At 66.1% G+C, this 12,395-nt stretch carries 11 protein-coding genes; 6 read left to right on the top strand and 5 right to left on the bottom strand.

The genetic code is table 11. The annotated features are described in order from the left end of the window. The first annotated feature begins 90 nt into the window (after nucleotides 1–90). On the top strand, nucleotides 91–1,323 hold the full coding sequence (locus N2602_RS01065) for a penicillin-binding protein activator (RefSeq protein WP_260381489.1): 1,233 nt from the start codon (nucleotides 91–93) through the stop codon (nucleotides 1,321–1,323). 111 nt (nucleotides 1,324–1,434) lie between these two features. Here N2602_RS01065 and hemW read toward each other — a convergent pair whose 3' ends face one another. Genes hemW through rph form a run of 3 tightly spaced genes read right to left on the bottom strand, consistent with a single transcriptional unit; the run spans nucleotide 1,435 to nucleotide 3,936 of the window. Further along, nucleotides 1,435–2,589 (bottom strand): radical SAM family heme chaperone HemW, encoded by a 1,155-nt coding sequence (gene hemW / locus N2602_RS01070; protein WP_260381490.1) that lies wholly within the window; start codon nucleotides 2,587–2,589, stop codon nucleotides 1,435–1,437. Beyond that, on the bottom strand, nucleotides 2,576–3,211 hold the full coding sequence (gene rdgB / locus N2602_RS01075; protein ID WP_260381491.1) for an RdgB/HAM1 family non-canonical purine NTP pyrophosphatase: 636 nt from the start codon (nucleotides 3,209–3,211) through the stop codon (nucleotides 2,576–2,578). Before rdgB ends, hemW begins: the two co-directional genes overlap by 14 nt. An 11-nt stretch (nucleotides 3,212–3,222) precedes the next feature. Then, nucleotides 3,223–3,936 carry a ribonuclease PH gene (gene rph / locus N2602_RS01080; protein WP_172787791.1) on the bottom strand — a complete coding sequence of 238 codons (714 nt, stop codon included), beginning with the start codon at nucleotides 3,934–3,936 and terminating at the stop codon, nucleotides 3,223–3,225. 169 nt (nucleotides 3,937–4,105) lie between these two features. On the opposite strand from rph, the gene hrcA reads away from it, so the two are divergent. Together hrcA and grpE are read left to right on the top strand one after the other, a co-directional pair. Then, complete coding sequence (gene hrcA, locus N2602_RS01085; protein WP_091882505.1) at nucleotides 4,106–5,194, top strand: heat-inducible transcriptional repressor HrcA; 1,089 nt, start codon at nucleotides 4,106–4,108, stop codon at nucleotides 5,192–5,194. Nucleotides 5,195–5,288: 94 nt separating this feature from the next. Continuing rightward, nucleotides 5,289–5,909, top strand: a complete 621-nt coding sequence (grpE, locus tag N2602_RS01090) for a nucleotide exchange factor GrpE (RefSeq protein ID WP_172787790.1) — start codon at nucleotides 5,289–5,291, stop codon at nucleotides 5,907–5,909. Nucleotides 5,910–6,057: 148 nt separating this feature from the next. On the opposite strand, the gene pncA is transcribed toward grpE, so the two are convergent. Together pncA and N2602_RS01100 are read right to left on the bottom strand one after the other, a co-directional pair. Next, nucleotides 6,058–6,780: a bifunctional nicotinamidase/pyrazinamidase gene (gene pncA, locus N2602_RS01095; RefSeq protein ID WP_172787789.1), complete on the bottom strand. Its 723-nt coding sequence runs from the start codon at nucleotides 6,778–6,780 to the stop codon at nucleotides 6,058–6,060. A gap of 302 nt (nucleotides 6,781–7,082) precedes the next feature. Beyond that, nucleotides 7,083–8,024 (bottom strand): hypothetical protein, encoded by a 942-nt coding sequence (locus tag N2602_RS01100; RefSeq protein WP_212257822.1) that lies wholly within the window; start codon nucleotides 8,022–8,024, stop codon nucleotides 7,083–7,085. Between the two features lie 395 nt (nucleotides 8,025–8,419). Here N2602_RS01100 and dnaK point away from each other — a divergent pair, with 395 nt between their 5' ends. The 3 genes from dnaK to N2602_RS01115 all read left to right on the top strand — a co-directional run bounded on the left by dnaK (nucleotide 8,420) and on the right by N2602_RS01115 (nucleotide 12,376). Continuing rightward, nucleotides 8,420–10,321, top strand: a complete 1,902-nt coding sequence (gene dnaK / locus N2602_RS01105; RefSeq protein WP_036003245.1) for a molecular chaperone DnaK — start codon at nucleotides 8,420–8,422, stop codon at nucleotides 10,319–10,321. 242 nt (nucleotides 10,322–10,563) lie between these two features. Further along, nucleotides 10,564–11,688 (top strand): molecular chaperone DnaJ, encoded by a 1,125-nt coding sequence (gene dnaJ, locus N2602_RS01110; protein WP_260381492.1) that lies wholly within the window; start codon nucleotides 10,564–10,566, stop codon nucleotides 11,686–11,688. Nucleotides 11,689–11,776: 88 nt separating this feature from the next. Continuing rightward, the gene (locus N2602_RS01115; protein ID WP_172787786.1) at nucleotides 11,777–12,376 is read left to right on the top strand and encodes a class I SAM-dependent methyltransferase; all 600 of its coding nucleotides are present in this window, start codon (nucleotides 11,777–11,779) and stop codon (nucleotides 12,374–12,376) included. The last annotated feature ends 19 nt before the right edge of the window (nucleotides 12,377–12,395 follow it).

Below are 12,395 nucleotides of genomic sequence, written 5' to 3' on the forward strand. Positions count from 1 at the left end.
TTGCCGACACACTGCCTGAATCCGCGGCCTGTGTCGCGGAAAGCAATGTCGTGATCGGCTGGCGCACGGCCGGTCAGAAGAGAAGCTGCCATGGTCGGCCCGCGTCATCCAAAGTCTCCCGTTCCGGGGTCCCGATCGCCAGGGGCGACCCGGCGGACTGCGCTCGGCCTGTTGCTCGGCGCGCCCGTGCTGTCGGCCTGCGCCGGCGTGCAGCAGAGTCTCAGCCAGTTCTCCAACCCGTTCTCGAGCTCCGCACCGCCGGCCCAGCCGGCAGGCCCGCAGCAGCAGGCGACGACCGCCGGCACCGGCGGCGTGAAGGTCGGTCTGATCCTGCCGCTCTCCGCTGCCGGTAACGCCGGGCTCGCCGCGCAATCGATGCGCAATGCCTCCGAGATGGCGCTGGCCGAGTTCCAGAACCCGAACATCCAGCTCCTGATCAAGGACGACAATGGCAGCCCGCAAGGCGCGCAAGCCGGCGCGCAGCAGGCGGTCGACGAGGGCGCCGAGATCATCCTCGGGCCGCTGTTTGCGCAATCGGTGCCGGCGGTGGCGCAGGTCGCGCGCACGCGCGGCATCCCGGTGATCGCGTTCTCGACGGATTCCAGCATCGCCGGCCGCGGCGTCTATCTGTTGTCGTTCCTGCCGGAGTCCGACGTCAACCGCATCGTCGAATATTCCGCCGGCATCGGAAAGCGCTCCTTCGCCGTGCTGGTACCCGACAACGCCTATGGCAATGTCGTCGAGGCTGCGGTGAAGGCGGCGGTGCCGCGGCGGGGCGGGCGCATCGTCACGTTCGAGAAATATGGCGCCGATCGTGCCACCCCCGCGCGCACGGTGGCGCAGCAGCTCGGCAGCGCGGACGCGCTGTTCATTGCCGATGACGGCGATGCGGTCGTGTCAGTGGCGGATGCGATGACCGCCGCGGGCGCGAACCTGCGCAACATCCAGCTGCTCGGTACCGGCCTGTGGGACAATCCGCGCGTCTATGCCAGCGCCGCGCTGCAGGGCGGCCTTTACGCCGCGCCCGACCCGGCCGGCTTCCGCGCCTTCTCCGGCCGCTACCGCACCAAACACGGCGCGGAGCCGATCCGCACCGCAACGCTCGCCTATGATGCGGTCGCGCTCGTCGCCGCGCTGGCCCGCACCCAAGGCGGCCAGCGCTTCTCCTCCGACGTGCTCACCAACCCCTCCGGCTTTGCCGGCATCGACGGCCTGTTCCGCTTCCGCGCGGATGGCACCAATGAACGTGGCCTTGCCGTGATGAAAGTGACGCAAGGCGGCGGTGCTGCGGTGGCGGGATCGCCGAAGAGCTTTGGGGCGTAGTAGGACGACGGGTAGGGCGGGTTAGCGAAGCGTAACCCACCAACTTCGTCCGGCGAATGGGAGCATGGTGGGTTACGCTTCGCTAACCCACCCTACACTACCGAGAGCTCCTTACGCCGCCAGATCCGCGACCACCGCATCCAGCACCGGAAATCCGCTGCTGGTCACGCGCAGGCGTCCCGTGCCATCCACGGTGATCGCGCCTTCCTCGCGCAGCAGCGCGATGCGGCGGGGGTCGAGTGGGCGGCCGGCGAGGGCCCTGTAGCGCTCGGGATCGATGCCTTCGGCGAGACGCAAACCCATCAGCAGGAATTCGTCGGCGCGCTCCTCGCTGTTGAGGAGCTCGTCGCTGACGACGCCATCGCCGTTGGTCTCGACCCGCATCAGCCAGGCCTCCGGACGCTTCTCGGTGGCGGTGGCGTGCCTGATCCCGTCAATGTCGAGGCGGCCATGTGCGCCGGGGCCGATGCCGGCATATTCCTCGCCGCGCCAATACACCAGATTGTGCCGGCACTCGGCGCCGCGCCGGGCGTGATTGGAGATCTCGTAGGCGGGCAGGCCGAGCTTGTCGCAGGTCTCCTGCGTGACGTCGTAGAGCGCGCGTGCGACCGCTTCGTCCGGCGTCTTCAGCTTGCCGGCCTGGTGCAGGCCGAAGAACGGCGTGCCTTCCTCGATCGTCAATTGATAGAGCGACAGATGCTCGGCCGCTTCATCGATCGCGTGCCTGAGCTCGTCGGCCCACATCGCCGGCGTCTGGTCGGGCCGGGCGTAGATCAGGTCGAACGAATAGCGGTCGAACGCGCGGCGCGCGATGGCGACGGCATCGAGCGCCTCGCGTGCGCTGTGCATGCGGCCGAGCGCCTTCAGCGAGGCGTCGTCGAGTGCCTGCACGCCGAGCGAGACGCGGTTGACGCCGGCGCTGCGATAGCCGGCAAAGCGCGTGGCTTCGACGCTGGTCGGGTTCGCTTCCAGCGTCACCTCGACGTCGCCGGCGACGGTCCAGTGCTTGCCGATCGCATCTAACACCGCGCCAACCGTGGCGGGCTGCATCAGCGAGGGCGTGCCGCCGCCGAGGAAGATCGAGGTGACCTCGCGGCCGGGGGCGCGCTCGGCCGTCGTTGCGATCTCGCGCGCGAAGGCGGCCGCAAACCGCGCCTCGTCGATCGCGGCGTGGCGGACGTGGCTGTTGAAGTCGCAATAGGGGCACTTCGACAGGCAGAACGGCCAGTGCACGTAGACGCCGAAGGCTTCCTTAGCGCGGCTCAAGGCAGATCTCCGCCAGTTTCACGAAGGCGCGGGCGCGATGCGACAGGCCGAGGCCAAGCGGCGGCAGGCCGTGTTTTTCGATGCTTTCCATCTCGCCGAAGGTTCGCGTGTGCCCGTCCGGCAGGAACATCGGGTCGTAGCCGAAGCCGGCCGTGCCGCGCGGTGGCCAGATCAGCGTGCCGTCGACGCGCGCCTCGACCTCCTCGCGATGATCGTCGGGCCAGGCGACGCAAAGCGCGGAGACGAAGTGTGCCTTGCGCTTGTCCGGCGTGGTGGCGCCGCGCTCCTGCAGCAGGCGCTCGATCTGCGCCATCGCCGCGTTGAAATCCTTGGTCGGGCCGGCCCAGCGCGCGCTGTAGATTCCGGGTGCGCCGTCGAGCGCGTCGACCACGATGCCGGAATCGTCGGCGAAGGAGGGAAGCTTGGTCGCCTGCGCTGCGGCGATCGCCTTGATCGCGGCGTTGCTGCGGAAATCGTTGCCGGTTTCCTCGGGCTCGTCCAGGCCGAGCTCGCCGGCCGACACCGCCTCGATCCCGTACGGCGCGAGCAGCTCCCTCATCTCGGCGAGCTTGCCGGGATTGTGGGTGGCGATGACGAGCTTGTCGGTGATTCGGCGGTGCATGGGCCTATTGACTACGCCACGGCCAGTTTCTGCAAGTCCACCAGGCGCGCGATGCCCTTCTGCGCCAGGGCGATCAGCTTCAGGAACTCGTCCTGCGTGAACGGCTCGCGTTCCGCGGTGCCCTGCACCTCGATGATGCGGCCGTCGCCTGTCATGACGAAATTCGCGTCGGTCTCGGCTTCCGAATCCTCGGCATAGTCGAGATCGAGCACCGGCGTGCCGTTGTAGATGCCGCAGGAGATCGCGGCGACGTTGTCACGCAGCACGTTGGTCTTCACCATGTTGCGCGCCTTCATCCAGTTGAGGCAATCGGCAAGCGCGACCCAGGCGCCGGTGATCGAGGCCGTGCGGGTGCCGCCGTCGGCCTGGAGCACGTCGCAATCGACCGTGATCTGGCGCTCGCCGAGCGCTTCGAGATCGACGATGGTGCGAAGCGAGCGGCCGATCAGGCGCTGGATCTCGACGGTTCGGCCGCTCTGCTTGCCGGCGGAGGCCTCGCGGCGGGTGCGTTCGGAGGTCGCGCGCGGCAGCATGCCGTATTCGGCGGTGACCCAGCCTCGGCCCTGGCCCTTCAGCCACGGCGGCAGGCGCTCCTCCAGCGTGGCGGTGACCAGCACATGGGTGTCGCCGAATTTCACCAGGCACGAGCCTTCCGCATATTTGACCACGCCGCGCTCCAGCGTCACGGGGCGCAATTCGTCGGGCGCACGGCGGCTTGGCCGCATGGGAAATCTCCAAAAACTCACGGGAAAAGGCTGTTCGCGGTGCTTGTAGGTGGGGCGGGGGTGGGCGGCAAGGGCTTATTCACCTCCTGGCCGTCGGCCTGCAAACGCCGCGCTTGTCAGAAGCGGCCCGGATGGACAAATTATAAGGATCTGAGAGGAGTTACCGTCTGTGGCCCATCACGATCCGATCCATCTGATCGCGCCGCGCGCAGGCCTTGCCCAGCTCAACGAGCGTTCCCGCGACATCTTTCGTCAAATTGTCGAAAGCTATCTCGCGACCGGTGAGCCGGTCGGCTCGCGCAATATTTCCCGCCTGATCGCCATGCCGCTGTCGCCGGCCTCGGTCCGCAACGTCATGGCCGATTTGGAACAGCTCGGCCTGATCTATGCCCCGCACACCTCCGCCGGCCGGCTGCCGACGGAACTGGGCCTGCGCTTCTTCGTCGACGCCCTGATGCAGGTCGGCGACCTCAATGAGGCCGAGCGGCAGTCGATCCAGAGCCAGCTCTCCTCCGTCGGCGAGGCGCAGTCGGTCGAGGCGGCGCTGGACCAGGCCTTGATGCGGCTCTCCGGCCTGACCCGGGCCGCCGCCGTCGTGCTGACGCCGAAATCCAATGCGCGGCTGAAGCACATCGAATTCGTCCGCTTGGAACCCGAAAAAGCGCTTGTCATCCTGGTCGGCGAGGATGGCCAGGTCGAGAACCGCGTGCTGACGCTGCCGCCCGGAGTTCCCTCCTCGGCGCTGACCGAGGCCGGCAATTTCCTCAATGCGCGGATCCGCGGCCGCACCCTGGCCGAGGCGCGGCTCGAGCTCGAGACCGCACTCGGCGAGGCCCGTGCCGAGCTCGATCAGCTGACACAGAAAGTGATCTCGGCCGGCATCGCCAGCTGGTCCGGCGGCGAGAATGAGGACCGCCAGCTCATCGTCCGCGGCCATGCCAATCTGCTCGAAGACCTGCATGCGCTGGAGGATCTGGAGCGCGTGCGGCTGTTGTTCGACGATCTCGAGACCAAGCGCGGCGTGATCGACCTGCTCGGCCGGGCCGAGACCGCCGAGGGTGTGCGGATCTTCATCGGCTCGGAGAACAAGCTGTTTTCCCTGTCGGGCTCCTCCACCATCATCTCGCCCTATCGGGATGCCGCCGGCCACATCGTCGGCGTTCTCGGCGTGATCGGCCCGACGCGGCTGAATTATGCCCGCGTGATCCCGACCGTGGACTACGCCGCCCGCATCGTCAGCCGCCTGTTGGGGGGCTGACCGGCCTTTCCGCCGATCACGGGCGCTTGATTTTCGTGGGCTTAAGCACGATATCCGGGCCAACATCCCTGAAACGAGTTCGAGACCAGAGCCGATGACCGAGCAAGACCGGCAACCCGAAGACACGACTGCAGCGACCGGCGAGCCCGTGGTGTCGAAACCCTACATCATGCCCGACGATCCCGAGCCCGGCGCGGTCGAGACGTTGCAGAAGGAAGCCGCCGAGGCGCGCGACCGCATGCTGCGGACGCTGGCCGAGATGGAGAACTTGCGCAAGCGCACCAGCAAGGAGGTCGCCGACGCCCGCCTCTACGGCATCACCGGCTTCGCCCGCGACGTGCTCGATATCGCCGACAATCTTCAGCGTGCGCTCGATGCCGTTCCGGCCGAAGCGCGTGCCGCGGCCGATCCCGGCCTGATCGCGCTGATCGAGGGCGTCGAGCTCACCGAACGCTCGCTGCTCAACGCGCTGGAAAAGCACGGCGTGAAGAAGCTCGATCCCTTGGGCCAGAAGTTCGACCCGAACTTCCACCAGGCGATGTACGAAGTGCCCGATGCGTCGGTGCCGTCGGGCACCGTGGTGCAGATCATGCAGGCCGGCTACACCATCGGCGATCGCGTGCTGCGCCCGGCGCTGGTCGGCGTCGCCAAGGGCGGCGCAAAGGCTGCGTCTGCGGCGAACAACAACAACGAGCAGAGCGGCGCGGCGAACTGAGTCTCAGACCCTCATGGTGAGGAGCCGCGCCCTTGCGCGGCGTCTCGAACCATGCAGGCCCGGCTCTGGCAGCTCGGCCTTCATCCTTCGAGACGCGCGCGAAGAAGCGCGCTCCTCAGGATGAGAGTCTTCCGGTGTTGCGCGCTGCTTACGCGCTCACCGCGATATCCGCAGACTGAATCCGCTTCACGCCGGCCTTGGCCATATCGGCCCAGGCCTTTGCCAGTGAGCCCTGCGTGTCGATGCCGCGGCAGGCGTCTTCCACCACATAGACCTCGAAGCCCGCCTTGCGTGCGTCGAGCGCGGTCCAGGCGACGCAGAAGTCCGTCGCGAGGCCAGCGACGAAGACGCGCTTGATCTTGCGGCCCTTCAGGTAGCCGGCGAGCCCCGTCGAGGTCTTGCCGTCGGCTTCGAGGAAGGCCGAATAGCTGTCGACGTCCTTGTGAAAACCCTTGCGGATGATGAGCTCGGCGTGCGGGATCGAGAGGTCCTTCGACAGCGCCGCGCCGTCGGTGCCCTGCACGCAATGGTCCGGCCACAGCACCTGCTTGCCGTAGGGAAGATCGACCGTTTCGAACGGCTTCTTGCCGGCATGAACCGACGCAAACGAAACGTGGCCCGGCGTGTGCCAGTCCTGCGTCAGCACCACGTTCGCAAATGCCTTCGAGATCTTGTTGATGACCGGCACCACCTGCTCGCCTTCCTTCACCGCGAGGCTACCGCCGGGCAGGAAGCAGTTCTGCACGTCGATCACGAGCAGCGCGGATGCATCGTCCGGCTTGATCGATGCGGCCGCGAGCAGCGCGGTTGGCGCCAGCGTCGCCAGCGCCGTCGTTCCAAGCATTGCCAAGACTTGTCGCCGAACCAGCATGTATGCCTCCCTCCAGGATGATCCAACGGGAGGAAGCCTAGTTCCGTTCGTGTACGAACAGAAGCCCGAAAATGCAGCCGGCTTTGATGAGCGGTTGGGCTGATCGCCCCAACATCATCGTCATCCCGGGGCGCGCAAAGCGGGAGCCCGGGATCCATAACCCCAGAGACTAGTTTTGGCGAAAACTCTTCGTTGGTACTGTATCGGACTGCAACCGTGAGGTCACGCGGTATGGATCCCCGCCCCCGTGCGCAATTGCGCACTAGGCGGGGATGGCACTGAATGTGTTGAAGCCTCGAGCCTCACCCCTTCGGCTGAATCCCGTCGCGCACGGCGCGGAAGCGGGTGAAGGCGGCTTGCCACTGGTCGCGCGGGGCGCTGGCGATGATGCGCAGCGAGGTGCCGCCGGTGGAGAAACGGATCCACTGCACCACGGTAACCGGGGTCTTGTCCTTGCCGCTGACGCCGTCGATCCTGGTCTCGAAACCCTGCTGGCCGTTGATGCGGATCGGCTCGGACATGGTGATGCGCGACTCGCGCACGCCGGGAATCTGGCGCGCTGCCTCCTGGGCGAAGCGGGCGCGGTCGTCTGCGGCTTGCGGGGTGGCGCCGATCAGGCCGAGGATGATGAACGGCTTTGACTCGTAGCCGGCGCTCTCGTCACCGTCGGCCAGGATGATGCTGGAGCCCGGTGCCAGCGTCCGGACATCCTTGAAGTCGGCGAGATCAGTGATCTTGAACGGCAGCAGTGCGAGCTGCTCTTCGGCCGACACCTGCCTGCGCGTGGTGGCGCTCGCGAACATCTGCCGCACCGCCTCGTCCGTGTAGATCTTGGTCGCATTCTCCGGGATCTGCACCGCGACATAGCCGGAGAAGCCGGCACCGGGCACGATCATCGAATAGCGCTTCACCGGCGTATCGCCGGCCTTGCCGCTTTCGGTGGTGAAATAGGCTAGACCCGCGGGGGTCTCGACCTTGTCCTGCTTGACGCCGCCCGTCCCGCCGGGATTGGAATTGAAGGCGCTCACGACCTCGCCATAGGCCGCCGGCGGCAGCTCGGTGACCAGCACCTTGACGCTGCCGTCCTCGCTCTCGAAGCCCGGAAAGGTCTTGGCCGTGCTGAGGCCGATCAGCGGCACCATGCCGAGACGCAAGCCGGGCGGAAACACGGCGTCGGCGGCGCAGGCCGGAAGCGCGGAAGCGGCGAGGAGGGCGAGCGCGGCGAGGGGGCGGATCAGCTTCATGGGCACTCTGATTGGTTCACATTGAGGCCGTTCGATGGTTGGCCACCGGGCCGCTTTGTCGCGCGAAGCAGCGCTCGCGGCTGCCCGGCCGGTCCGCCTTTTACCGGGTTTGGGCTTGCGGTAACAGGGCGACCCGGGCCCGCGGGTGCAGGGGCTTGCCGAGGCCCGAACCTGTTAATATTTCCTCACCCGCAAGGGCGGTTGAGCCCGGATATCACCTTCCAAAACCCAATGTTTTAGCGGCAGAAACGTAGCTTCGGTCCTTGCGGGCCCCTCCCCCCCTCCTATATGAGCCTCAATCATCGCAATATCGCGGATGTTTGATCTTAGGGGGTTTCGGTTCGGGTGCCTCTTGGGCCCAGCCAACCTGCCGCAAAAAGAAGGATATCAGGACCATGGGAAAGGTCATTGGGATCGACCTCGGCACCACGAATTCGTGCGTTGCCGTGATGGATGGCAAGAACGCCAAAGTCATCGAGAATTCCGAAGGCATGCGCACGACGCCTTCGATCGTCGCCGTCACGGATGACGGTGAGCGCCTCGTCGGCCAGCCGGCCAAGCGCCAGGCCGTCACCAATCCCGAGCGCACCTTCTTCGCAGTGAAGCGCCTCATCGGCCGCCGCTACGACGACCCGATGGTCGAGAAGGACAAGAAGCTCGTTCCCTACAAGATCGTGAAGGCTTCCAACGGCGACGCCTGGGTCGAGGCCGACGGCCAGACCTACTCGCCCTCGCAGGTCTCGGCGTTCATCTTGCAGAAGATGAAGGAGACCGCGGAAGCCCATCTCGGCCAGAAGGTCGAGCAGGCCGTCATCACCGTTCCCGCCTACTTCAACGACGCCCAGCGCCAGGCGACCAAGGACGCCGGCAAGATCGCGGGCCTTGAAGTGCTGCGCATCATCAACGAGCCGACCGCGGCCGCGCTCGCCTATGGCCTCGACAAGACCAAGGCCGGCACCATCGCGGTGTACGACCTCGGCGGCGGCACGTTCGATATCTCCATTCTCGAAATCGGCGACGGCGTGTTCGAGGTGAAGTCGACCAACGGCGACACCTTCCTCGGCGGCGAAGATTTCGACATGCGCCTGGTCGGCTATCTCGCCGACGAATTCCAGAAGGAGCAGGGAATCAACCTGCGCAACGACAAGCTTGCCCTGCAGCGTCTGAAGGAAGCCGCTGAAAAGGCCAAGATCGAGCTGTCCTCGACGACGCAGACCGAGATCAACCTGCCCTTCATCACCGCGGACCAGACCGGCCCGAAGCATCTGACGATGAAGCTCACCCGCGCCAAGTTCGAGGCGCTGGTCGACGACCTCATCCAGAAGACCGTCGAGCCCTGCCGCAAGGCGCTGAAGGACGCCGGCGTCACCGCCGGTGAGATCGGCGAGGTCGTGCTGGTCGGCGGCATGTCGCGCATGCCGAAGGTCCAGGAAGTCGTGAAGCAGCTGTTCGGCAAGGAGCCGCACAAGGGCGTCAACCCGGACGAAGTCGTGGCGATCGGCGCCGCGATCCAGGCCGGCGTGCTCCAGGGCGACGTCAAGGACGTGCTGCTGCTCGACGTGACCCCGCTGTCGCTGGGCATCGAGACGCTGGGCGGCGTGTTCACCCGCATCATCGACCGCAACACCACGATCCCGACCAAGAAGAGCCAGGTGTTCTCGACGGCTGAAGACAATCAGAATGCCGTCACCATCCGCGTCTTCCAGGGCGAGCGTGAAATGGCGGCCGACAACAAGATGCTCGGCCAGTTCGACCTGATGGGCATTCCGCCGGCCCCGCGCGGCATGCCGCAGATCGAGGTGACCTTCGACATCGACGCCAACGGCATCGTCAACGTCTCGGCCAAGGACAAGGCCACCGGCAAGGAGCAGCAGATCCGCATCCAGGCCTCCGGCGGCCTGTCGGAAGCCGACATCGAGAAGATGGTCAAGGATGCCGAGGCCAATGCCGAGGCGGACAAGAAGCGTCGCGAGGCCGTCACCGCCAAGAACGAGGCGGATGGTCTGGTGCATTCGACCGAGAAGGCCTTGGCCGAGCACGGCTCGAAGGTTGCCGAGAGCGAGCGCCGCGCCATCGAGGATGCCGTCAGCGACCTCAAGGAAGCGCTGAAGGGCGACGATGCCGAGGCGATCAAGGCCAAGACCCAGACGCTGGCGCAGGCTTCGATGAAGCTCGGCGAGGCCATGTACAAGCAGCAGGCCGAGGCCGACGCCAAGAAGGACGCGGCCAAGGACGACGTCGTCGACGCGGAATTCACCGAGGTCGACGACGACAAGAACAACAAGAAGTCCGCTTAAGCCCCGAGAGGGTGACGATGCGGACGGCTTGGACCCCACACACGCTACCGGCCTCCTCCCTCGCGGGGGAGGCCGTCGTGTCGGGACGGGGCGAGGCGCCCGTTACGATCAATCAATTCCCGACCGTTATGCTGAACGCAGGCACGGTGCCCTCTGCCGCAAGGCGGAAGGCTGCCTATATCGTCGCTTGGCGACGTCGTTTTGCTCCAACTTGAATCGCGATTGGATAGACCGAGTCCCACATGTCCACGTCCACCAAGCGCTGCTATTACGAGACCCTCGAAGTCGAACGCGACGCCGACGAAGGCAAGCTGAAATCGTCGTTCCGCAAGCTCGCAATGAAATTCCATCCCGACCGCAATCCGGGGGATGAGACCAGCGAAGTCAAGTTCAAGGAAATCAACGAGGCTTACGAGGTCCTGAAGGACAAGGACAAGCGCGCCGCCTATGATCGCTACGGCCACGCCGCGTTCGAGCAGGGCGGCGGCGCCGGTTTCGGTGCGGGCTTCGCCTCCTCTTTCTCTGACATCTTCGAGGATCTGTTCGGCATGGCCGGACAGCGTGGCCGCGGCGGCCGCGAGCGCGGCGCGGACCTGCGCTACAACATGGAAATCACCCTCGAGGAAGCTTTTGGCGGCAAGACCGCGCAGATCGAGATTCCGGTCTCGGTCACCTGCGAGGCCTGCTCGGGCATCGGCGCCAAGGCCGGCACCAAGCCGAAGACCTGCTCGACCTGCGGCGGCGCCGGCCGCGTGCGGCAGTCGCAGGGCTTCTTCACCCTGGAGCGGACCTGCCCGGGCTGTCAGGGCCGCGGCCAGATGATCGAGGACGCCTGCCCGTCCTGCTCGGGACAAGGGCGGGTGACCCGCGAGCGGACGCTCTCGGTCAACATTCCGCAAGGCGTCGAGGACGGCACACGGATCAGGCTCGCCGGCGAGGGCGAGGCCGGCGTCCGCGGCGGGCCGCCCGGCGATCTCTACATCTTCCTGTCGCTGGCCCAGCACCAGTTCTTCCAGCGCGACGGCGCCGACCTGCATTGTCGCGTGCCGATCTCGATGGTCACCGCCGCGCTCGGCGGCGAATTCGAGGTGCCGACCATCGAGAAGGGCAAGACCAAGGTGAAGGTGCCCGCCGGCACCCAGTCGGGCCGCCGATTCCGCATTGCATCAAAGGGCATGCCGGTGCTGCGGTCGCGCCAGATGGGCGACATGTACGTTCAGGTCATGGTCGAGACCCCGCAGAACCTGACCAAGAAGCAGCAGGAATTGCTGGCCGAGTTCGAAAAGCTCTCCTCCGGCAACACCCAGCCGGAAGCCGAGGGTTTCTTCGCCAAGGTCAAGGATTTCTTCGGCAATCGGGCGAATTGACTCGTCTTGACCGTATCGCCTCCGGCCTATACGTCTTTATGACCATTTTCTGACACGCCGCGGTCCCGCGGTTCCGTCCGGTCCCGACATGCCATTGCCATCGTCCGCGCGTGCGTTGAAGAAGCCTCGTCTTGACGACGAGGTGCGCTTTCTCAGGTCGTGGATCGAAAAGCCCCTGCACATGGGCGCGGTGATGCCGTCCGGCAAGCTGCTGGCGCGGACCATGGCGCATTATGTCGATCCCGATTCCGACGCACCGGTGGTCGAGCTCGGACCCGGCACCGGCGCCATCACCTCCGCGCTGATCGAGCGCGGCGTCGACCAGAAGCGTCTCGTTCTCGTCGAATACAATCCCGGCTTCTGCGCGCTGCTGCGTGACCGCTACCCGCAAGCCAAGGTGGTGCAGGGCGATGCCTATCGCCTGCGCGATACGCTCTGGAATGTCTTGAGCGCGCCGGCCAGTGCGGTCGTGTCCGGCCTGCCGCTCGTCACAAAACCGATGCTGACGCGGCTGCGGCTCGTCCGCGATGCCTTCACCGCTCTCGCACCTGGTGCGCCCTTCATCCAGTTCACCTATGCGGTGGTGCCGCCGATCCCGAAATCGCTGCCCGGCGTGTCCACAGAGGCCTCGGAACGGATCTGGATGAACCTTCCGCCGGCCCGCGTCTGGGTGTATCGCAAGCATTAATTCCGCCGGCTCCTCCTTT

Source organism: Bradyrhizobium sp. NC92 (assembly GCF_025200865.1).
Lineage (GTDB): Bacteria > Pseudomonadota > Alphaproteobacteria > Rhizobiales > Xanthobacteraceae > Bradyrhizobium.

Coding starts and splice junctions, on each gene's coding strand:
- grpE (WP_172787790.1), top strand. CDS start 5,289: ATGACCGAGCAAGACCGGCAACCCGAAGACACGACTGCAGCGACCGGC.
- rdgB (WP_260381491.1), bottom strand. CDS start 3,211: ATGCACCGCCGAATCACCGACAAGCTCGTCATCGCCACCCACAATCCC.
- rph (WP_172787791.1), bottom strand. CDS start 3,936: ATGCGGCCAAGCCGCCGTGCGCCCGACGAATTGCGCCCCGTGACGCTG.
- N2602_RS01100 (WP_212257822.1), bottom strand. CDS start 8,024: ATGAAGCTGATCCGCCCCCTCGCCGCGCTCGCCCTCCTCGCCGCTTCC.
- N2602_RS01065 (WP_260381489.1), top strand. CDS start 91: ATGGTCGGCCCGCGTCATCCAAAGTCTCCCGTTCCGGGGTCCCGATCG.
- pncA (WP_172787789.1), bottom strand. CDS start 6,780: ATGCTGGTTCGGCGACAAGTCTTGGCAATGCTTGGAACGACGGCGCTG.
- dnaK (WP_036003245.1), top strand. CDS start 8,420: ATGGGAAAGGTCATTGGGATCGACCTCGGCACCACGAATTCGTGCGTT.
- N2602_RS01115 (WP_172787786.1), top strand. CDS start 11,777: ATGCCATTGCCATCGTCCGCGCGTGCGTTGAAGAAGCCTCGTCTTGAC.
- dnaJ (WP_260381492.1), top strand. CDS start 10,564: ATGTCCACGTCCACCAAGCGCTGCTATTACGAGACCCTCGAAGTCGAA.